This is a genomic window from Adhaeribacter arboris (assembly GCF_003023845.1).
Lineage (GTDB): Bacteria > Bacteroidota > Bacteroidia > Cytophagales > Hymenobacteraceae > Adhaeribacter > Adhaeribacter arboris.
The window spans coordinates 6,088,970-6,111,456 of the sequence record NZ_PYFT01000001.1; the positions used below are offsets into that span (position 1 = coordinate 6,088,970).

Here is a 22,487-nt window from a genome sequence, read left to right on the forward strand (position 1 = left end):
ACCCGTTAATGGGCAGCTAAAAGTATTACTAAAACAAACAGCGGTAAAGATTTTACTTTCATGCGCTCCATTTATATTATTTATTTCGGATGGAAGGTAAAAAGAACCTTAATGCTTTCTAAGTTTAAATTCTTTTTCTTAGTTATAGTTTACTCATGCTTATGGATTCGCCGCTATGTAGGTTGGCATCTGTTAGTATTCAATTTCGAAAATACCTGTTTCTCCCTTTTTAATGTAAATACTATCTCTTCTATCTATTCTTTGTCCATTCTTTTTAATCAGAATATCAAAGGTAGTAAACTGGTCTCCTGCTGTTTCACCGGTAACTTCGTATTTATCAAACGCAGGTTCATTCCCGTAGAACCCAAAATTATGGGCGTTGATTGTTTCACTTTGCCTAACAGCAATACCGTTTGAACCATAAGATGAAAAGCCAGGAATAGCTTCAAAAAAATCGGCGGAAGTTGTTGGGTAAAAGTTTTTATAAATTATTTTAATCAATGCCTTACTGGGCAAGTGGATGTTGGCAGATACAACAGTATCCGTCCTATTGATTCCATAGTAGCTATTTAATTGGGAGTGATAGTTTTTATCTTTTTGTACAAACACATAAAATCGGCCTTCCTGTAACTCCTTTGCATCTGGAGTAAAACTAAAGCTAAAGTTTCCTTTTTCGTTAGTGGAACCTTTGGCTATTAATCTGCCGGGATTTCCGATTGGAGTAGCCGGGCGATTCCAGCCTAATTCTACTTTTGCTCCTGCCACGGGTGTTTGAGAGTTTAATCCGGTTTTAACATTGATAGTAAAGGTTATACAATCTTGATTACAACGGATATTTACCCTGGACTCATCCCTGTTTAAACAGCTTTGCAGAATAAAAGTAAGAATTAATATACCTATATTTCTCATCTGTTATTTTCTAGTGCGGCTAACGGATTGCGGTTTACCACTGTTGACAATTTCGAGGCACTTTACTAACAGCCTGTACAAAAGTTTGATAGGAGCCCTCAACTTTTACGCTTTTTAAATCTCACCATTTTCAGGGTTAATTTTGCTAAACAAATAAGTAAAATGCGTGGCTTGTAATTCATTACTTAGCGGCGTTGACCGGTAAAAATTTACTGCTTGCAAGTCGTTGGTTTCTGCTTGTACAAATACTTCCTGAAATCCCTTTGTGCTGCAATATTCATTTAAGGTGGCCATTAACTTTTTACCAATTCTTTTTTGCTGAAAACTAGTTAATACGGCAAGATCATACACATAAGCAGACGGCTTTTCAGAATCGTACCTGTCCAGAACATGAGCAGTGAGGCTACTTACTAATTTCTTATTTGCCCTGGCAATAATTACGATAAGATAAGGATTATGTAGCACTTTTGTAAATGCAACCGGTTCGGGAAGGAAAAATATTCCCATTCAAAAACCATCTCCAATACTCTTATCAGCTCTGAAAATTCAGCTATATATGAACTTAGAAGCTTTTTATTTCTATTTCCATTATTGATCTTGTCCATAACTTAATGCGGAGGATAGTTATACTAAACCTACCAGCGGCCGAATAGAATTATTCGGCCGCTGGTAGGTTTACTTGATTACCGGTTTAAGCCCGTTAATCTTTGATAGAAATAAGAAAGTTATGATAGAACTACATTCCGTTTAAAGGAATTGTACTTTGGTATTGGCGAGTCGATGGCTAAATAAAGCATGCTCATCAAGTTATTTTCTGTGTTTGGTTATATCACAAAGCATATCAGAATGAATATTTAGGCCAATATTGGTAAGGTTGTACACGTGTTCGCTGACAATGAGGTAGATAATTTCGCAGATTTCCCGTTCCGAATAAAAATTTTGTAAGCGGGCAAAAGTCTCCGGTGGTACTTTTTTGTGCCGGGTAAGTTCCGTGGCGTAATCCAGTGCTGCCCGCTCCGCCTCCGTAAACAACGGGCTGGTTGGGTATTCTTCCAAAGCATCAAATTTGGCTTCACTCATGTTTTTTTTCATGAGACTGTACCGACCGGCATCCATGCAAAATAAACAAATATTAAGGCGGGCTACCCACTCCCGGATCAGCAAAGTAGTTTCTTCAGAAAGGATTAGTTTTTTATCTAGCTCAGCAATTTTTCCGCCCCACATTCCAAAGGCAATAGGCATACGGGCGGAATAAACCTTTAAGGGGGTGATAACTTTGCCAAATTGCCTCTTTGTAAAAAAATAAACGAGTTTCATACCTAAGCTGTTGGGCTTTTCTATGGGTTTGAGATAGGTTTCCATTTGCATTTAGTTAAAAGATTAAATTATTTATTCCGTTCTTATCAAATCAGTCCGGTAGTTCAATTTCCAGGAAACCAAGGCCAGTAATCCAAACAACAGCGACCAGATAAATTGACCCGGGCCATCTCCTACGATTAAATGCGATACAAAGCCACCCAAAAACAAAATAACGACTCCCGCATAAGCCCATTCCTTTAAAATCCGGAATCCTGGGGCTAGAATAATAATTGCTGCGGCTACTTTGCTCACGGCTAAAATGTTGGCTAAATACAAGGGGTAACCCAAATGATTTAAAATAGTGTGGACGTATCCTTTATTAAGCAGGTTGAAATCCCACAAGGCGCCGTAGAATAGTTCAAATCCTAAAAATGCCGTTACCAGCCAGTAACTAATAACCCGGGCTTTTGAGTAGTTGGGTAAGGAGGGATTATTAATGAATGTAGTCATGCTATTGGTTAAAATTAAGCGTTATAGTGGGTTTGCTTTAATGTTTTTAGTTTATCGGGGTCTAAGACGGCATTAATTTGGAGCACCGTACCGTGTTCGGGATGCAGGTCAAATATGACGCAGGAAGTCAGGCGTTCCTTTACAAAGGACAAGAAAGCCGGCTGATGATTTACCACCGTAAATACTATTCTGGCAAAACGAAGAAACTTATGATAAACCAATATTTGTAAAGCAGCTACCTCGGGAGCGCCGATACATAAATTGGTTACTAACGGAACCTTGCCGCCGCCATCGGCATAAAATCGAATGTCCGCCGCCATGATACTCTCTAGCAGTTGGGTGTCCCGTTGTTGGATGGCGCTCATGAAACGCTCCAGCACTTGCCGTTCGTGAGCAGCTTGAACTTGGGTGCGCTTTGGGGCCGGTTTAAAAATACTGGCCTTCGCGCGGCTAAGCAGCTTGCGGGAGTAATCTTCGGTAACTGATAATATTTCGGCAATCTCGGCGTGGGAGTAGTCAAAACTTTCGCGTAAGATAAAAACTGCCCGCTCCCTGGCGTTCAGCCGCTCCATTAATACCAGCAGAGAATACGAAAGCACCTCGTTCAAATGGAGATTCCTGTCGGCCGCATCGTCGGTGGCAATCGGCTCCGGCAGCCAAAATTCCTCCTTCCAGGTTGTTTTCTTTTGCCGGGTTTTCATGTTAATGGCCAGATTAATCACCGATTTTATCAGGTAACTTTTTTCATCTTTCACAAGCGCATTCGGGTCGGAAAGTTGTTTGGTTAAAACCTCCTGCACCGCATCTTTGGCGTCTTCTACCGCTCCCAGAATATTATAAGCATAAGGAAAAAGAATAGGAATGTACTGCTCAATGGCATTTCTATGGGATGACTCCGGATTCATACTTATTCTATTTAAATGTATTAGTGCTAGAAGCCTGAATTTTTGTTATTATATTCTGTTGCTCACTACATAATATTATTTGTTTAGAGCAAGACAATTCAGCCCCGCTAAACGTGACAAACTTTTTTAGAAAAACAGTAAAATTTATGGACTTTAAGCCTTAGATCTAAGAAATTATTGGAAGTAAAGTCTGGTAGGAAAGCTTAATGCAAGAGGGAGGTTTCAGGAAAATAGTAGTACCCGGTAATATTTATCAAGTGCCTGGGCAAAATAGTAACTCGTACTTTTGTGATTTTTAGGAGTAAAATCTTTGGAATGGGGTTGTATGGCGGCTTGTAAAAACGGAAATAAAAATAAGGCAAGTTACAAACCGTGCATACTATTGTGTTTTGACCTTTGTTGCTTAGAATTAACCGCCTCAAGTTAGGCCTTCTCTTCGTTGATGGCGTAAATATATCCTACACCTATCTCACCAGTATCTAGCTCGTATTTAGCTAAAATGCGCCTGTATTCATCGCCTTCAAATTCATCTAACATTTGCCAGTTGCTAACCAATTCATCCGAGATAAGGGCAAACATGCTTATTTTTTGCTGATCTTTCTTGCGGCAATGCTTAAATCCAAGATACCCTAATGCCGCGCCCCAACCCACATTCTCTAACTTACCTCGGACTATTCCTTTTTTCCATTCACCCTTAATATGTTCTACTACTGCATGATTAGGTTTGTTTGGCGCAAGTGATCCGTAGATAATTAATGATTTTTCCGGTTTATACGTCTGAAGGAGTTCTTTTTCTTCTTCGGTCAAGCCTGAATCTTCCAGCGTATTTACCCTTATACGTGATACGTTCTGGTTCTTATTTAAGCCTTCTATTATTTCGTTTAATTCTCTATTATACATTTTCATGAGTTTGCTTATTTTTTCTCCCATTACAGACAACAAACATGACTATACTTTCGCGAAGCTGCGTTTAGGCATTGTTACTCTTTATTGTTACCATACTTAAGGCTAATCAGATTAAGTTCTTTAATTGTTTGTGTTAGATATGATTGGTCAGAGGAAAATTCAAATTTTAGTTCATTCTCAAATTGGCCAAATTCAAAATATGTACCTTCTACAACAGTATGTCCTAATTCTGTGTAGGTAACAGTAAACTCTAGGTTCCTTTCGTAATTTTCGAACTTTACCTTACCTTTTAAAACTTTATTCGAGGCCTCTAAGCATTTGAGAAAATCTTGAATCTCTCCTGTTGATGTCCACAAGATTGATTTAACATTAAAATTTCCTGACTTAATTTCTAAACTTGCCCGTACTTCATAACCACCCCAATGGCTAGTAGATTCAGGAAATCCATATACTTCTTGAAAAGAAAATTTTATCCAATTCCCATTTTCTCCTTTAACTGAAAATTCTTCTATCTCTGAAAATTTTTCCATCTTTAGAATACACCATAACGGATTAGCAATGGCACGGCTTGGTTTGCTTTAGGCTTTATTGCCTTTGTACTTGGTTTTTTCAATCAACCCTAGAGTCAAGAAATTAACTAACCCATAAATCATGAACATGGCTAATATTACAAAATAAGCTTTAAAAGATTCTTTTCCTCGTCCATCTTCGATATTGTTTAATAAAATAAGAACAACAGCTAGGAATAAGAGAAGCAACAAAACGTATTTCCACGGCTTATTCCTAAAAAATAACTTATGCTTACTAATTTTATTCTAAAAAGGAATGACAATGGTAGCTTGAAATAACAAAGCAAATACAGAAGGTATAAACAGAAATAGATATAAAGGAATATCAATTTGAGGACCTGAATCAAAACTAGGGTCAATTTGAAAGATATAGTTGTGATATTTCTCTTCTAATTTTAATAAACAGGCCAATACAATAAAGCTTATAAATGTCGGAAAAAATATTCTAGATAGCTTATACGTCATTACTTAGATCTTTATTTAAGGAAAAGCAGTTGCTTTGTTAAAGTTTAGGCAAAGCAAGTATGCACCTAATAATTTTTTGGTATATACATAGATTATCAGATCCTACGGCTTCAATTAAATAATCTTTAAAATTTAAAATAATTTATCTGCTTTGCCTTACCACAGTTACAAAAATAGCTTAAATTACCTACCGCATTTAATTAAACGGGCATAGTCAGCAGCTCCGAAGAGTGGGTGAGAGTTGGCAGTTGAAGAAGTGCGTCTTCTTATTTTTATATATTTAAAATGAACATGGCAGTGCAGGCAATTAATAGTAATACCAAAGGCGTCGCGCAGAATACCTACGATGCTATAGTAATCGGGTCGGGCATTAGCGGGGGTTGGGCGGCTAAGGAACTATGCGATAAAGGTTTAAAAACCCTGGTGCTGGAGCGCGGCCGTAACGTAGAGCATAACAAAGATTATCCAACGGCTACTAAAGATTTGTGGGAGTTTCCGCACCGGGGCAACATGACTCGGCAATTTTTAAAAGATAACCCGCTCATTAGTAAAGCCGCCGGATTTGGCGAGGATACCGCGCATTTTTTTATCAAAGACAAAGACCACCCTTACGTGCAGGAAAAACCTTTCGATTGGATTCGCGGGTACCAGGTGGGCGGTAAATCTTTAACCTGGGGGCGGGCCTGCCAGCGGTGGAGTAATTTTGAGTTTACCGCCCCGGCCCGCTACGGCTACGGTCTGGATTGGCCCATCCGCTACGAAGATGTGGCGCCCTGGTACTCGCACGTCGAGAAATTTGCCGGCGTGTGCGGCAATAAAGACGGCATTGAAGCCATGCCCGACGGGGAGTTTTTACCGCCATTTGACTTAAACTGCGTAGAAACCCACGTGCAGAAATCCATTAAACAGCATTTTCCGGACCGGCATTTGGTGCAGGCCCGCTGGGCCCATATTACAAAACCCACCGAAACGCATTTGCAATTGGGGCGGGGTAAATGCCAGGCGCGCAATTTGTGTATGCGCGGCTGCCCTTACGGCGCTTATTTTAGTTCGGTTTCGGCTACGTTGCCCTGGGCCGCCCGGACCGGTAACTTAACCATGCGGCCGTTTTCGGTGGTGCATTCTATTATTTTCGACGAGCAGAAAAACAAAGCTATCGGCGTTAGGGTAATTGATGCTCAAACTAAAGCTACTACCGATTATTTTGCCCGGATTATTTTTTTAAATGCCTCGGCTTTAAACAGCAATTTGGTGTTGTTAAACTCTACTTCTCAGCGTTTTCCGAATGGTTTAGGCAACGACAGCGGATTACTGGGGAAATACATCGCCTTTCATAATTACCGCGCTAATGTGCGTGGCGAAATTCCCGGGTTCGAAGATAAATATTATTTCGGCCGGAACCCCACCGAACCCATTATTGCCAACTACCGCAATCTGCATCAACAAGATACCGATTACCTGGGCGGATTTACCACCTTTATGGGCGCTCACCGGACCCGCGGCGCTACGGCTAATTTAACCGAAGAAATAGGAGCCGCTTACAAAGATGCTTTATCGTTACCCGGCGGCTGGCGCGTGTACATGTACATGCAAGGCGAAACGATTCCGAAAGAAAGCAACCACGTACGTTTAAGCAAAACCGAAAAAGATCAATGGGGTATTCCCTTGCTGGTTACCTCCGTGGCCTACGACGACAACGACGAGAAAATGATTAAAGATTTTCTGGCGCAAAGTACGGCCATGCTGGAAAAAGCCGGCTGCACCAATATCCAACAACACGATAGCAAACAAGCGCCTGGACTGGACATTCACGAAATGGGCGGGGTGCGCATGGGGCACGATCCTAAAACTTCCTTGCTGAATAAATACAACCAACTGCATTACTGTCAAAACGTTTTCGTGACTGACGGCGCCTGCATGACCAGTACCGGTAACCAGAGTCCGTCTATTTTATACATGGCGCTTACCGCCCGCGCCGTGAACCACGCCGCCGAAGAAATGAAGAAAGGAAATTTGTAAAGTTTCTGATTTCGGACGGGCAGGTTTTAAGAATTAGCCGTAACCATATCTTTTAAATTATTGATAAGCTAAAAATGCAAATTAAAAATACACAAATAACTTAAAACCAGTATGAACCGAAGAGAAGCTATTGCGGCCGTCGCTTATATAATGGGAAGTACCGTTGTCGGGGCGGAAGTTTTTTTATCCGGCTGCCAACGAAGCTCATCAGATGAAACCTTATCTTTTTCCGAAAATACAGTGGCCTTATTGGACGAGGTAGCCGAAACTATTTTGCCCAGTACCGCTGCTTCGCCGGGGGCAAAAGAGGCCCACATTGGTAGTTTTATCAAAACCATGGTTACGGATTGCTACGAAGAAAAAGACCAGAAAATTTTTGCGGCGGGATTAGATAAGTTACAGGAAGTTAGTAAAGAAAAGTTTAAAGATAATTTTCAAAAACTATCTGCCGGTAACAAACACGCCTTGCTGGTTAATTTAGATAACGAAGCGAAAAGTTACCAGAAAAGTAAAAAAGAAGACGAGCCCAATCATTATTTTACTATGCTGAAGCAACTCACTCTGTTAGGTTATTTTACTTCGGAACTTGGCGCTACCCAGGCTTTAAACTATTTACCCGTACCCGGCCGCTTCGAAGGCTGCATTCCCTACAAAAAAGGGGATAAAGCCTGGGCCATGTAATGCAATAATAATATCAGTTCGTATTTACTACATACCCGAGCCGTATTCGACAAGAACCAAACCCGGTAGGTTTTGAAGACCTACCGGGTTTTATCCGCAGTTGATTTAGGCGATTGGGTAGTATTTCAGAGTAAGACTAAAACTAGTACCGCAACTTAAAGCGATCCGGTTAGAGCTAAAGTTAACAATGCCCAGATTACGGCCGGAACGGCTTTCATTTCCAGGCTTACGGAAGTTTCCCGACTAAATGTATTTTTAATAGTAGTAGCTTTCCCGTCAGGAGCATTCGTTGTTGTGGCCATACTTTATCAGGTGAAGCTTACATTTTTTTACTTTTCCGGTTTAAGCCAGACGATACTACTTGAAAGAAGGATTTGCTTGTTCTACTGTATTGCGGGCCGGTAACGGAAAGCTTGGCTAGAATTCATTTCTACAAGATACTATTTTCTGCTTATTTATTAAGGAAATAATTAGATGCATAAAGCAAAATAATAGTATTATTAAGGCCAAATTCTTTCCAACCTCCAACGCTTACACTATGAACAGAACGAAAGTTGTTATCCTGGGAGCCGGTTTTATTTCGGATATTCATTTAGAGTGTTACCACCGTTTTATTCCGGAAGCAGAAGTAGTGGCCGTATACGCCCGTAATCCCGAAAAAGCAAAAGCCTTCGCCGAGAAACACCACATCCCGCAATGGTTCGATGATTACGAAAAAGCCATCCGGGAATCGGGCTGCGAGGTAGTAGATATTTGTTTACCGAATTTCCTGCACGCTAAAGTTACTCTCATAGCCGCCGACGCCCGCAAGCACATTATTATTGAAAAACCCCTCGCCGTAACCCTGGAAGAAGCCGATGCTATGATTGCCGCTTGCCAGCAAAGCAAGGTAAAGCTCATGTACGCCGAGGAACTCTGTTTTGCGCCGAAGTACGAACGGGCCCGGCATCTGGTTAAAGAAGGGGCAGTTGGAGAAATTTACATGTTGAAGCAATCTGAAAAACACTCCGGTCCGCATTCCGATTGGTTTTACGATATTAACCTGGCCGGCGGCGGCGTATTAATGGATATGGGCTGCCATGCTTTGGGCTGGTTCCGGTGGATGCTGGGCAATGCGCCGGTAGCGAGCGTGTACGCCACCATGAGCACGGTACTGCACAAAGGCCGCACGCAAGGCGAAGATAATTCGGTAGTTATTGTCGAGTTCCAGAACGGCGTAACCGCCGTAGCCGAAGATAGTTGGGCCAAACACGGCGGCATGGACGATCGCAGCGAAATTTACGGGACCGGCGGCGTTATTTACGCGGATTTATTTATGGGTAATTCGGCGATTACTTACAGCAAAAACGGCTACGGTTACGCCATGGAAAAAGCCGATACCACCCAGGGCTGGAGCTTTACCGTTTTCGAAGAAGTATTTAACCAAGGCTATCCCCACGAATTAAAGCATTTTATCGAATGCGTACGCGAAGATAAAACGCCTTTGGTAACCGGCGAAGATGGCCGGGCGGTGCTGGAAATTATCTATGCTGCTTACGCTGCGGCGGGTGCCGGTAAAAAAATAACCTTACCGTTTACCCCCCATGTAGCCAAACCAATTGACCTTTGGTTGAATGGTTCAGTAGATGGAGTGAGTGAATGAGTGATTGATGGGGAAAGCAAATATTGGGTATTACGGTACTTGTCTTAAGTTTTTAATTTACTCATTCTGTCGGCGCGAGCGCAATAATATTAAGTTAAGCCAGTTAGTTGAAAAAAAACCTCTTCGAAGGGGTAGGACCGTTAAATTCTCCTGATGAAAGTTGGTATAACGCGAGCACGCCTCGCTCGTGTTGCGCATCGTCCGCCCTCTGGCCGTTAGGAATTTAACTCCAATTTATTTACATAGGCTTTTGGGTTCGCCCGGCCGGAGGCCGCCTGGATAATCTTCACGAGCGTAGACGCTCGCGAAAGCAGTAATTTATTAAAACTTAACGGTCCTACCTTCAAAGGAGGGAGAGGATGATAATCGTTAGTTGTTAAAATTTACAAAGAGTACCCAGAGTTCACATGATGGAACAACACGAGCGCATTTGCGCACGCCCTAATGGATATTGAAAATTTCAAACTGGTTCACTAGATCAACAGTGTAAACTTAAATCTAAATATTCAGTTAAAGTTGAAAAAACTTATTTTTAGCTTATAACCCTTAATTAAAAATTTAAAAACCAATCAACCACCTAAAAGCGTGATAATAAATATTCAACATTCTTACGATGACATGTCAAAAGCGGCCGCCGATTTTGTTCGGGAATACGTGCAGCAGAAACCAAATGCTTTATTATGTTTTCCTTCCGGTGAATCGCCGACCGGAATGCTGCATTATTTAGGGCAATACGCGCAGGCGGGTCAGGTTGATTTTAGTAAGTGCACGTTTGTAGGCTTAGACGAGTGGGTGGGCATGGACGAAACTAACGAAGGCAGTTGCCGGCATTATTTAAACCAACACTTGTTCGAACCACTCGGAATTAAACCGGAAAACAGAATCCTTTTTAACGCCAAAGCGCCGGATTTAGACCAGGAATGTGAACGAATGAATGCGCTAATCGCCCAACACGGCGTAATTGACTTAATGGTGGTAGGAGTGGGCATGAATGGGCACATCGGGCTGAACGAACCGGGAGTTTCTTTTGATTTATATGCGCATCACATGGCTTTAGACGAAGTAACAAAAACCGTGGGCCAGAAATATTTTAAACAACAAACCGAATTGCACGAAGGAATTACGCTGGGCTTAAAACATTTTCAGGAAGCGCACTATCCGGTTTTAATTGCGGCCGGCGGCAAAAAAGCCGGTATTCTGGCCCAAGCCTTAGAAGGAAAAGTGACGAATCAGGTTCCGGCCAGTATTTTACAAATCCTGCCGAATGCCCAAGTGTTTTTAGATTGGGCGGTGGCCACTCAATTAACGTTTGCCGCTGCAAAATGAATCCGGAACCCCAACAAAAAACAGGTTGCCTTACTCGAAAATAATAGTAAAATTATCTTTAGAAGAAGAGATATTTTCAGGTCGGCAAGGAGAGTAGATAAATAAACCTTCTTCTTCACCCGAAAAGAATAAAAGTTTTTAATTTCTAATTGCCAGCCGCCGTTTAGTCTTACGTTACTTTGGTAGCGTTTGAATCTGTGTTTCTTTTTAAAGGTAATAACCGGTTTTATTTAATTGAGTTTAATAACCAGGGAATCACTAATTATATCGTGAATGGCCCGGCGTTCGGGGTTGAACATAATGGTTAAAAAAGATAACCAGCCCAGTAAAACTTTTACTACAAAGCGTAGTACCGCTAACCCGAAATTTAAATTACCGCTACTTTTTACGTGGATCACCCGCATATCTAAAAGTTGGTGACCTATGGTGCCACCAAACAAAGAAATAAAAATCGGGTCATACAAAAACAAGGTGAAAATTAGTATAGAGCCCCGTAACCAGCCAGGTACGGAGCCTACTAAGTCAATTACGTATCCAACTAACATAAAGGCGCCGATAATTATAAACAAGTCTATAAAATAACTGGCAAACCTTCGGCGCAAAGAAGGAAAGGTGGCGGAAGTAAATTTTTTTCTGGCCATGGTAACAACCTGATTTTTGCAGGGGCATTGGGGAAGAAGTGAAAAAGTACAATAATAAAGAATTTAAAATTAATTTCTGAGTACCAGACAGCACCCGCTTTTAGATTAAGTGCAATAGTAATCAACTATTTAAAAAAAAGAAATGAGCAACTCTGACCCATAAAAAAGGTTGGAGTTAAAGAGTTTGAGCAGTTTCTAAGCGTATTGCTGGTATAAACTCTTTTACTGCTTTAACAGTGCATTTCCAGGTACTAAACGGACACTTGCGTAAATACCGCCGCGACATGGTTTTTGGCGTCAGGTAAATAATTTATTAAGATGGTGCTTTTAGCGCCGTAATTACAGCCGGTTACGGAATTGCCCCACAAGTCGCATTTATGCTGCAACACACCTACGTGATTAATGTAATTATGGAACGTTACATTTATGGGAACGAAGGCAAACTTTTCGTTAAGTGCCCTGACTGCTACTTTCATGGCTTCGGTTTTAGGTAAAATGGGGTAGCCGTGTTTTCTTTCGGGATAGCACGCCGGCCGCAATATTTCCTGGGCTTGTTGTAAGCTTGGTCTTCGGGATACTCGCTCAACTGGAATTCTTTGCCTCTTTACAAAACCAACTTCTTTACTCATTTCTGGTCTAGGGGCAGATGAATATGTTTTTCGGGTTTCTCTTTATTTCTAAGAGTAATTAAATACCAAACAACTTCGCTATTAAAGCAGCGATAGTAATAGCAATTTGTACATAGCCCAATGGGATGAGTACCGACATACCGGACACGACAACTACCACCGCTTTAAATATTAGCTTGCCTTTATTGCTTGGTGGAGGAATATTGCTCAGTTATAGTGGTTCTCTAAATTTAAACTTATTGCTAATAGTTACTATGGTATACTGAATGTATTATCGGATTTTTAGTTGTCGAGTCAAGGATTGAAGGCTATCAATTGCCTGCTGGTTATCTAAATATTCCTGTATTTCTTCTCCTAGAGCAGCTTCCGGTTGTATTTGCACTACTGACCTATCCTGGGTACAGATGTAAAACGCCTTATAAGGAATAGAATGCTTCTTTAAATAATAGATAAAAACTTCATCCGGCATTTGTGTTGTTACGGGTAGACTTAGCAATGAGCGTATATGTCGGGCAATTCACGTTTACCTACCCGAATAAACTCTTGCAGTTAGGCTTTAAAAGGAGCATCATATCTGTTGAAAAAGCTAACTGATCATTCTTGCCGGTTTTGCTTTGGATAACTACAAAGCGGCAAAGTAAATAGTGGAAATCCGGCTGAAAGGTATGAAGAATTTATTCTATATATCCAGTTACATTTGAGCGATCAAATGACATAACTCTGCTTTTTAACCAGGTTTTAAATCTGTTGCAGTAGTAAGTACTGCTTGTTGTAGCATTTGAAAAATTATTGTATTCGAAAAATAATCTCAGAGCCTTATTTAGCTGCATTAGAAGTTAGTGTACCTTTTTTCCGTTTTGGCGAACCGCCGTTCGGGCATCGTTTTTATCATCTCGCCAGGTAGGGTGTTGAAAGTGAATCACAAAATCGCCGTTATAAGACACTACGCCATCATTAAAATCAATTTTACCAATGGTTTGCCACTTAGTGATAGTTTGCCGTTGTCCGTTGGGTAGCAAAGGAAAACCTGATTTTTTACCGGTATCCGATACTGCTATTTCAAAACTAAGAGTTCGTTGGGGTTTAGGATTACCTTTGTTAAAAATGTGGCCTAGCACTTCATCACGAACGTCTACTTCCTCCATTTTTGGTAGACCAGCTACGGCTTTTAACCGCATAAATTCCGGGGAACGAGTCGGCTCATTATTGGTTTTGCCTAATTCAGCAATGGGGTATATTTGCCGAATATCAGCTGTGCGATCCACTTTCTCGAATACTAATCCCTCTTGAATTAAAATAGGAATTTGATTGCCCCGGTTTAAGCCGGTTATATGGGGAGCATTGGTAAGTTCTACCTCCGTTATATGGGAGGCAGTTGTTCCGCCCAGGTCATCGCTGAAAAAAACATTAGCGGTTTTAAGTAATTGGTCGTGGTCTTCGTCGGCCGTGGGATAAAGTTTTAGGGCAACGCCGTAAGATCGCCTTAAGCCAGCTAGTGTCTGGGTTTCGGCAGCGGTAATTCGGGCAATCACCAAACCTTGACGGCCTTTTTGGAAGTAGCCAGAATAGGTATTAGCCTCGGTAATTTCCCATAATCCGGTAACGCATACCCCATGCGGGCGCACCAATCTTCTAAATCCCAATCCATCTTCTCCCCAACGTAAATCCAAGGCAGAATCCAATGATCGAATAGAAGCCTCCTTGAACTGCGGGGGCTTACCACCCGGTAAAATGCCGGCGTAAACACTCTTATTCGTAACTACATAGTGCGGCAGGGGAGGAGCTTGCGGATCGCCCCAGACCTGCTGATATGGATTAGCGAACAAGGCGGCTTTCATTTCCCGAAAACGGGAGCCTTGATAACTACTATCTTCGGGAGTCATGCCTTGCTCTCCAAAAATAGCCTCGGGTGGTACTGTATGGTGCATGCGTTAGCGTGTTAAAATTAGAGTGGTTAAGAAAACTTAATCCGTCCTATCCATAAAAAACATTATTTTATTTACATCCCGTAAAGGCAGAGGCTCCCGATTTAAAATAATTTCGATGATGGTGGTAGTGAAAGGAAAAAAAATCTTTTTGTTCTTTTCATGAAGAAAAGGGGTAAGATCTATGGTAAAAGTAGGGCTCTTGTCAGTAGTGGTTATTTTTACATCATCCGCTACATATTCATAATAACCCAGTAATTCGGTACCAGTAGAGGCCATAAACTCCAGCTTTAAACTCTGAATATTTTGAGCATCCAGGTCCTTTAAATTCACATGAAAACAACGGTAACTATTATCGCTCGTGTAGGCATGCACATCAATGGCGATAGGTTCCCAATCGGTCTTATTACTACTTATTTTATAAAATTGCAAGTTATAATCGGTAATGGGGTCGCCGCGTTCATCGTGGGCCCGTACCACAAACTGCTGCCACGGGTCCATTGCCGCTAAAGTTTGTTTTGATATTTTGGTAGCAGTCTGTATCCAGTTTTTATACCCTTCTTCCGTATTTACATCCAGCGCTTGTATCACCATTTTTATTAATTCGTCGGAGGGATTCTCGATAATAGAAGCATGATTTATTCCTTCTACAGGAATAAAGGGCATTGCCAGGTTGGTTCGTTTATCTACCGGCCAATCCGTAATGTCGTAACGGCCATCTTCGTCGGGTTTCGTAAAATCTAAAGTAATTTTCCGGGAGTTTAGCGCGCAGCCTGCCCAGCGTACCGTACCATCGGTACCCGGCGCGGAAGCCACCAATCCTCTTAACCCTTTATACTGGGTGTTACCGCAAAAAGTAAAAACATAAGGAGTGTCGGCCGAGGGCCCGTAAAAAATAGTGTCTTTATCAAAAAGATCCCGGTGCGCCAGATCCCAGGTAAACCGGCTGCCCAGTTCCAAACCGTCCAGCACCAAGTCGCCGGCTTCTAAGAAGTCGGGCTTTAACTCCTTATTACCTTTAAAGATGGCTCCTATCCAACTGCGGCCTTTATGCGCCAGGGGCGAGCCAAAAGAAGAAGGCGCCAAGGCAATAATGTGCTTTATTTGCCGGTGCCGACCATATACCGAAAGCCAGGAACGTAACACTAAAATGCCGGTAGAATGAACAATGGCATCAAAAGGCTCCGTTGAGTTAATATGTTTATTAATGCGGAGAGCCCGATCAAAACCCTCGGCGATATCTTTAATGGTTACCTCATTCGTGAGCGACTTGTAGCTGCATATCTGCACTTGCTCCGAGCGATAGCCTTTTTCTTTGACCAGGATCTTTTTCCAGGTTTCAAAAGACTTTCCTTCATCGGAGTAGCCATGAATTAAAATAATTGGATTTGGCATTTTGGACGCGGTTGATGGTCTAAAAATTGTTTTTAGAGGAGCCATGATTTTACTTTTGATGGAAAACCAATCTCCAATCTTTCCTATAATGGCTTGCAAGTTCACGTATCTACTTTTAACTGTTTAATTATTTTTTCACCAGATAATGTTGCCGATCAGGATATTTCTAAATTAATTACCAGAAACAATTCGGTTAGAAATTTAAATTCTACCGGCAACGGGATTACAAATCTTCTTCAGAAACTATTAAAAATAATCTAATCGAGCGCGGAGGATTATGCCGGTTCAAAAACCAGGTTACCAGAAAGCGCATTCTTTTTAGCATCTTCCAAGATAACGTCGCTGGCCTTTTCACCAATCATGTATACCGATGAAACAATAAATAGCCCCGGAATGCGCGGGAAAACGCTAGCATCTACAACGCGTAGATTTCTTGTGCGCCGTACCCGGAACCTGCTATCCAAAACGGCCATTTTATCTCCGTCGGCACCAATCTTACAGCTACAAGATGCATGATGTCCCCAGGCTTCATTTTTAACAAATTTCCGGATTTCTTCCTGGGTTTGGTATTTCGGGCCAGGTACCACTTCCCCGTCAATAACTCCCCGGAGCCCCGAATCAATATTCATCCGGCGAGCAAATTCCACTCCGGCAACCACTGAATCCAAATCGTCCTGCCATTGGGCTTGGTCCACTCCTGGATCATCATCAAAATAGCGAAAATTAATCTCCGGGGTATCCACAGGGTTGGCCGAGTGGAGTGTTACTTTACCAGCCAAGTTGTTGGTATGTCCTTTTAAGACACACCAGGTAAAATAATTTTTATTTTTGATATGGTCCGTGGAATATCCCGGTTTATACCCGTCAAAATAACCCGGTAGGCCAAATATATAAAGGTCAGGATCTGGTTTTTGCCGGTTAGATCTTTTGATAATACCTAAAAGGCCGCCATTAGAAGTATAAAGACCTTTCCCTTTTTTCCAATTTACAAAATTAGGATCGTCAAGAGTTGGTGAAAAAGCTGCCTCTTTCAGCAAAGGAAAATCTCGTTTCATTTGGCTGACAACTCCGACTTCATAACGATCCTGCAAGTTTTCTCCCACACCAGGCAAATCTACCCGTACCTCAATGCCGTGTTTTCGTAATTGTTCTGCCGGACCAATTCCGGAAAGCATTAATAACTGCGGTGTATTAAAGGCACCCCCAGAAATAATTACTTCTCTTTTGGCAAATACCTGCTTGGTAATTCCAGAATGGTTATTTTTACCCGCATACGGATCGGCTTTATATAGGTGTTCGCCCTCAAAGTACTCTACGCCAATAGCTGTGTTTTCGGGGCCAAATAAAACTTTTTTGGCCAGGCAATCGGTCCAGATGGTAAGGTTATTAGGGAATTTCTTCCGGACAGCTTTCAATCGTTCCCGGGTGCCGATGCGCCTGCCTTGGGCGGTATTGATGGGGAAGAAGGCTGCTCCTTCAGCCCGGTTTTGCGCACAGTCCCAATCGTTGGGATCAAATCCCCTCTTTAAGCGACGCAAAAATTTTCCCGACCGTTCTTCAATGGTTTGCTCAAAAGCTTCCAGAATAATCCTAATCAGGCTTTTATCTTTTAGAACGAGGGTAGGATTGGCATTGCTCGTCTGCAACCAGCCATTATATCCGCGGCGGCGCGGATTGAAAGAAATGCCTATCCGGCGGAGCAAACGGGCAGCATATTTATGAAAAGTGTTGCCAACTCCATACCGGCAGTTCTCCAATCTTTCAAAATATTTCCGCATGTTATTGCTGGCCCAACTTTTATCACCGGTAATTTCCGCAATATGGTCCCAGTCACTGTTGTGAGGGTAAACGCAAATCATGGCATTATGCGCGGTGCACCCGCCCAAGGTACCGGCCCGCGGGTATAAAATACCTTTGTGAGGCTGGTTGAATTTCGAATCTTTTTGCGCCTGTTCTTCGTTGCTGTAATGCTTAACAAAAAAGTCCCATTTCAAATCGTCCTGCTCCGTAGACAAAGAATGAAAAACCGGAACCTGACTGTAATAATTCTCCGAATGGTCTTTACCCGCCTCCAGTACCAGCACTTTGTACCCAGCTATAGCTAAATTGGCCGCTAGGGTACCGCCGCCAGCTCCTGAACCAACGACGATGTAATCAAATTTAGCTGTTTCGGTCATCACTATTTATCTTACTGGTTTGATTACTTCATAATAAGCCGTCAAAAAGTCTTTAAAAATTCGACTAACGCTAATTTGTCTTTATCAGATAAATCCTTCCCGAATTCGTGGCCCCGATCCACGACAAAATCCGGGCTTTTACTAACGCTTAATAAATCGGGTACTAGTTTCTTAAGAACTTCTGTTGCCTGCTCACTATTGAGGTTTTGTTGTTTGATTTGCCGGAGCGACCTTTTTACATTAATTAGTAAACCAATTAAGTCTTTATGCTTTTTTGCCTGGCTCAAGCCCAGTTTAATTTCTAAATCAATATTGGCTAACAAATTAATGGGAGTGCCTTTGGGAATGGGACCGATCCGTAATTCATTTTCTCCTTTTTCCAGCATCCGGTGAAAGATGGGCGGTAAGTAATTCTTATGCAGCCGGATATAGCTTTCTTCGGTGGTTCGGTAAATGGGTGGGCAGAAAGGGAGGCCCCATTTATCCATACAATCTGTTTCGCTGCGCTTATTGGGCCACAGTAATTTTTGTGCCGCATCGTCAAAGGCTTCCATTCGGCCGGCTACTGAGGGGTCATTCGTAAACTTGCCTAAACCATTATTATGGAAATAAGGGGCGGTTGCCCACATGCTTATCAGGGAAGGGGTGCGGTAATACCCACGCCCCCCACCAGGCATCTGATAGTCGTAAGTAGTACCGTTAAGAGGATGCTGGACTTTAATTTTGCCAACCGCCGGTAAGTTTTTATACGTTTCGGAACTGAAATTATCCCATACATGGCCTTTTAAGGCGTTAGAAGCCAAAGAAGCGCCAGCGTTCGTGCCAATAACAGTAACCGGATGCCTGGCTTCATCCGACAAGTAATTATTATCCAGGAAATCCGGCTTCACTACTTCTGCCCGCATCCATTGTTTATATTCCTCGGATCGCCAATCCTTATTGTTAGGGGGCTGTTTGCTGGAGTGACAAGAGGCACAATTATCGGCAAAAACCAGTTTTCCCTGCGTTAGGAGTGCTTGATCCGTTTTCAGGTAAGCGGCTCCGCCCGGGGCATCTTTTAAATGGTGAGGTCCGGCGGCCTTAAGAAAGAATTTAGCCAGATTATTTACCAGTTTTTCGGTAGCCTGGAAATACACCGAGTTATTTTGGGCCACTTTTACTTCAATTGGGGTCTGGGGCTTGCCGCCTACCAAAGGATTAAAATGTTGCACCCATTCCTGATGGAAGGAACCAATATTGAAATAAACCCGCGTTAAAGCACCTTGAATACCTACGGCATCGGCGCCATCCTTGAGTATATGCGGCACATGCGCCTCTTTTTCGATGTTTTTCAGATTTAGCGTACCGCCGGCCATGGTTTCCTTCGGATTATTCTGAGCTGCCCTAAGCCGGTTACCTACACTATAAATAGCGTTCATGGTTCGAGGGTTATTTATATTATCATTGGCAATCATAGATGTTTCCAGCGCCCCGGGCGGTGAACTATTAAATAGCTGCCAGATAAAATTATTGGGCTTTAAATCGCTGGTAAACACCCGACCGGCCCAGAAATATTGCGCGCCAATATTAGAAGATAAGTTTTCCCATTCCGGATTCTCCGGGTCAGCGGGCGGGTTCAGAGGATGGGGGGAAGCGTGGCAAAAGCCGCAGGACATTGCCACCCGGTAAGGACGGACTAATTGGGGATTCAGATAATAATTTTCATCGGTATAGTAACGCTTGCCGTCCCATTTCTTTTTGGCTTCTTCATCAAAATCCGGATTAGGAAATAAGCGCAAGCCGACCACGCCGGAAGCTTTGCCGTAAAAGGAACCACCATTTAAACCGGGATATTTGGCGGCATTTTCAAAAGGATCTGGTTCCCCAACCCGCTCATCCAGCCATAACCCGTATTCATCGGGTTTAGTGGCTTTTTTGAAACCCGGCTCATTCATGATACCAAAATAACTAAAGCGTATGTCGCGGTTGTACTTAGAACCCGGATAAGAAGAAACTATTTTCAGCAGGTCAGTAGAGCCAAAGCTCTTATTGGCGATGTAATCCCAGAAAGCATCATTGCCCGCCGTATAAACTAACCAGGTGTTTCGCCCTTTCACCTCATCGGCCGAAAGCTGGATTTTGCCATCCATGTCTTTAAAATAATCTTCATCAGCTTCCGGAATATTTTTCACTTCCCAGCCTTTCTTCTTTGCTTCGTCTTGCACCTCTTTTCGATCGCATTGACTGAAAAGTACCGAAGCCATACAGATTAGCATGGACGTGAAAACTAATAGTACCTTTTTCATGATTGTCTCTTTTAAAGCTTGATTTTTCTTAATTAGTAGACTTTATAAGTAATATTTTGTATTTCAAAAATCCATAAAGTAAAATCTACTTTGTTAATAAGGTTTGTAGCTTTTTATTCTGGATAATTTTAAATTAGGTAAGACGGTATATAATGGCGGGCATACCATTAAGTAATTCGTTTCTCGGTTATACCTAATTTTAGATAGAAATTATTACACACGCAATACTGATTTTTCAGTATTTTTCTGCTGTTTTGCTGGAAAATCACAAATAATTTCAACTTACAAAATAGATTATCTATCTAAAGCTCATGTCCTGGGTATCAATTAACGGCTAAAAACCGGCGAGCAGTAGCAGGAGAATAGCTTTTAATAGCCGGAGTAAATATCCACCCCTTAATTAGATGGATTGACAGAGAATTTTTATTAAGATAAAAAGAAGTATGCCATAAGTATTATCCTGCTCTGCTTACTGGCAGTAATGCAGGTGTGTAGTTTGCATATGTTTATCAGATAGGAGGTTTATGGAGGAATTCATAACTCAATTAGCCAGATATTGGCCGTTGTATAAAACAAGCCAACTAACCTTATTTTACAATAGTATCTTGGGCGAATTATTTACTTTGTAATATTTGATTAATCATCTTTAAATCTAGTTTTACTTTATTAATAAGGTAGCACTAGATTTAAAGATGATCATATATCTACTTATTGGAATCCTTCATTAATGATAAAGTTTTTATGGGGCAAAAATTATTTCAATTTTTATGAATTACTTACATCTGCGGTGCCCGCACCAAACCAGCGCCAATATCAAAAGGATCGAAGCCGGCTTTTAAACCGGTGTTGCTGCCGGAACTGATTAAACGGGCGGTTAGCTGGGCCGGACTCAAAATACCGGTACTTTTAATTTTTTCGGCCCACAGCGCGGCTATTCCCGCTACGTGCGGGGTGGCCATACTGGTGCCGCTCATCAGGGCAAATCCGCCGCCCATTTTGGCCGAAAGAATGGCTACTCCCGGTCCGGAAACGGTGGCTCCGGTATTCGAAAACGGCGCTACGGCAAACCCTTCGGGGTCCTCGCCGAGCGCTGCTACCGATATAATACCTTCGGCCACCGCCGGAGGACTGACCGCAATTTCAAAATCCGGGTTGGTGTCTCTTTGGGTTTCGTTGCCAGCGGCGGCTATCACTATGGTCGGTTGTAAAAAGTTGGCCTTCGCATTAATTAAGGCTACTAATCGTTCAAAAAGCTGGACGTTGGTCCGGTAACCCTCCAGGGCGCGGGAAGTGGCTAGTTCCGTCGGAAAACCATTTTCTTCTAAACGCTTTACCAGGCCCGGAAAGTCCATGCCTAAAGACATCGAAATAATATTGGCGCCGTTATCTACTGCCCATTGAATGCCACTTACAATTTGTTCGCTGGAGCCTCCCTGGGAACCTAATACTTTACCAATCAAGGCTTTTTCTATGCCGGGGGCCACGCCAATGCGAATGTTTTCGGTAGTTCTGCCGAAAATAGTGCCGGCGCAATGCGTACCATGCCCGTGCTGGTCGCCGCTGCCCTCGCCGGTAAAATCGTTTTGAATAATGCTCATGCCGGCAAAAGCCGGGTGCGAAGCATCAATGCCCGTGTCGAGCACCGCTACTACAATACCACTGCCGGTGAAGGGAGAAGTATCGGCACTTACGGCCCGCACGCCCCAGGCAATTTCCTGCGCGGCTGGCTCGGTAACATCTTCCACGGCAACCGGTTGGATTAATTTCATGGGGATGGATGGGGCAATAGCTACCACATCGGCGTGGCGGGATAGAGTAGAAATACGGGTACGCTCCATTTCTTCAATTTCAACGGTAACTCCGGCGGCAAGAGATTCGGCTTCGCTGGTATTTACAATGCCTCCCCCTAAAAAAAGGTCGCGGGTGGCCGGCCGGGCCAAACGTAGAATAATATGTTTTTCTTTCATAGGCTTTAGTTTTGTTATTGGAAAGATAGATGCTATTCTATTGGGATTCAATACTGATTTTTCAGTATATTTTTATTAACGGAGAGCTGCCGATAACTTGAAGTAGTGTTGTTGTTCTTAAATCAATAAAAACCTGTTTTAAAAAGAAGTATTTACAAATCTTCGGTTAATGCAAAAAGAGAAGTTAATGAAAGAGAGAAATTAAGAAGTTTTTGTAAAAGCAAGGAAAGGCAGGGG

General features: G+C 42.4%; 19 protein-coding genes. 4 read left to right on the forward strand and 15 right to left on the reverse strand.

Annotated elements, in window-relative coordinates; translation table 11 throughout:
• Nucleotides 1-192: 192 nt before the first annotated feature.
• From AHMF7605_RS24745 to AHMF7605_RS24775, 7 genes are all read right to left on the reverse strand, one after another.
• Nucleotides 193-909 carry a hypothetical protein gene (locus tag AHMF7605_RS24745; RefSeq protein WP_106932644.1) on the reverse strand — a complete coding sequence of 239 codons (717 nt, stop codon included), beginning with the start codon at nt 907-909 and terminating at the stop codon, nt 193-195.
• 114 nt (nt 910-1,023) lie between these two features.
• Entirely contained in the window at nt 1,024-1,416 is a 393-nt protein-coding gene (locus AHMF7605_RS24750; RefSeq protein ID WP_106932645.1) for a GNAT family N-acetyltransferase, read from the reverse strand.
• A 300-nt stretch (nt 1,417-1,716) separates the two neighbouring features.
• On the reverse strand, nt 1,717-2,271 hold the full coding sequence (locus AHMF7605_RS24755; protein ID WP_106933607.1) for a carboxymuconolactone decarboxylase family protein: 555 nt from the start codon (nt 2,269-2,271) through the stop codon (nt 1,717-1,719).
• 27 nt (nt 2,272-2,298) lie between these two features.
• Nucleotides 2,299-2,718, reverse strand: a complete 420-nt coding sequence (locus tag AHMF7605_RS24760; protein WP_106932646.1) for a DoxX family protein — start codon at nt 2,716-2,718, stop codon at nt 2,299-2,301.
• A gap of 14 nt (nt 2,719-2,732) precedes the next feature.
• Nucleotides 2,733-3,623: a sigma-70 family RNA polymerase sigma factor gene (locus AHMF7605_RS24765; RefSeq protein ID WP_106932647.1), complete on the reverse strand. Its 891-nt coding sequence runs from the start codon at nt 3,621-3,623 to the stop codon at nt 2,733-2,735.
• Between the two features lie 423 nt (nt 3,624-4,046).
• On the reverse strand, nt 4,047-4,529 hold the full coding sequence (locus AHMF7605_RS24770) for a gamma-glutamylcyclotransferase (protein ID WP_233219246.1): 483 nt from the start codon (nt 4,527-4,529) through the stop codon (nt 4,047-4,049).
• A gap of 74 nt (nt 4,530-4,603) precedes the next feature.
• Entirely contained in the window at nt 4,604-5,059 is a 456-nt protein-coding gene (locus AHMF7605_RS24775; protein WP_106932648.1) for a WapI family immunity protein, read from the reverse strand.
• Nucleotides 5,060-5,848: 789 nt separating this feature from the next.
• Between AHMF7605_RS24775 and AHMF7605_RS24790 the strand changes: the two genes are divergently transcribed.
• Together AHMF7605_RS24790 and AHMF7605_RS24795 are read left to right on the forward strand one after the other, a co-directional pair.
• A complete protein-coding gene (locus AHMF7605_RS24790; RefSeq protein WP_233219247.1) occupies nt 5,849-7,582 on the forward strand; it encodes a GMC oxidoreductase in 1,734 nt (577 codons plus the stop codon).
• A gap of 111 nt (nt 7,583-7,693) precedes the next feature.
• Nucleotides 7,694-8,263 (forward strand): gluconate 2-dehydrogenase subunit 3 family protein, encoded by a 570-nt coding sequence (locus AHMF7605_RS24795; protein WP_106932651.1) that lies wholly within the window; start codon nt 7,694-7,696, stop codon nt 8,261-8,263.
• 155 nt (nt 8,264-8,418) lie between these two features.
• Here the strand turns inward: AHMF7605_RS24795 and AHMF7605_RS29955 are convergent, their stop codons facing one another.
• Nucleotides 8,419-8,565, reverse strand: a complete 147-nt coding sequence (locus AHMF7605_RS29955; RefSeq protein WP_158267615.1) for a hypothetical protein — start codon at nt 8,563-8,565, stop codon at nt 8,419-8,421.
• A gap of 236 nt (nt 8,566-8,801) precedes the next feature.
• On the opposite strand from AHMF7605_RS29955, the gene AHMF7605_RS24800 reads away from it, so the two are divergent.
• Nucleotides 8,802-9,905 carry a Gfo/Idh/MocA family protein gene (locus AHMF7605_RS24800; RefSeq protein ID WP_106932652.1) on the forward strand — a complete coding sequence of 368 codons (1,104 nt, stop codon included), beginning with the start codon at nt 8,802-8,804 and terminating at the stop codon, nt 9,903-9,905.
• A gap of 585 nt (nt 9,906-10,490) precedes the next feature.
• The gene (locus AHMF7605_RS24805) at nt 10,491-11,231 is read left to right on the forward strand and encodes a glucosamine-6-phosphate deaminase (RefSeq protein ID WP_233219248.1); all 741 of its coding nucleotides are present in this window, start codon (nt 10,491-10,493) and stop codon (nt 11,229-11,231) included.
• Nucleotides 11,232-11,461: 230 nt separating this feature from the next.
• Here the strand turns inward: AHMF7605_RS24805 and AHMF7605_RS24810 are convergent, their stop codons facing one another.
• The 7 genes from AHMF7605_RS24810 to AHMF7605_RS24845 form a co-directional block, all read right to left on the reverse strand.
• Nucleotides 11,462-11,872: an RDD family protein gene (locus tag AHMF7605_RS24810; RefSeq protein ID WP_106932654.1), complete on the reverse strand. Its 411-nt coding sequence runs from the start codon at nt 11,870-11,872 to the stop codon at nt 11,462-11,464.
• 251 nt (nt 11,873-12,123) lie between these two features.
• Nucleotides 12,124-12,501, reverse strand: coding sequence for a hypothetical protein (locus tag AHMF7605_RS24815; RefSeq protein ID WP_106932655.1), 378 nt, complete (start codon nt 12,499-12,501; stop codon nt 12,124-12,126).
• 836 nt (nt 12,502-13,337) lie between these two features.
• Nucleotides 13,338-14,429: a hypothetical protein gene (locus AHMF7605_RS24825; RefSeq protein WP_106932657.1), complete on the reverse strand. Its 1,092-nt coding sequence runs from the start codon at nt 14,427-14,429 to the stop codon at nt 13,338-13,340.
• Nucleotides 14,430-14,465: 36 nt separating this feature from the next.
• Complete coding sequence (locus AHMF7605_RS24830; protein WP_106933610.1) at nt 14,466-15,821, reverse strand: esterase/lipase family protein; 1,356 nt, start codon at nt 15,819-15,821, stop codon at nt 14,466-14,468.
• A gap of 275 nt (nt 15,822-16,096) precedes the next feature.
• Nucleotides 16,097-17,998, reverse strand: a complete 1,902-nt coding sequence (locus AHMF7605_RS24835) for a GMC family oxidoreductase (protein ID WP_106932658.1) — start codon at nt 17,996-17,998, stop codon at nt 16,097-16,099.
• Nucleotides 17,999-18,039: 41 nt separating this feature from the next.
• Complete coding sequence (locus AHMF7605_RS24840) at nt 18,040-20,283, reverse strand: hypothetical protein (RefSeq protein ID WP_106932659.1); 2,244 nt, start codon at nt 20,281-20,283, stop codon at nt 18,040-18,042.
• A 776-nt stretch (nt 20,284-21,059) separates the two neighbouring features.
• On the reverse strand, nt 21,060-22,250 hold the full coding sequence (locus AHMF7605_RS24845) for a S8 family peptidase (protein WP_106932660.1): 1,191 nt from the start codon (nt 22,248-22,250) through the stop codon (nt 21,060-21,062).
• Nucleotides 22,251-22,487 lie beyond the last annotated feature (237 nt).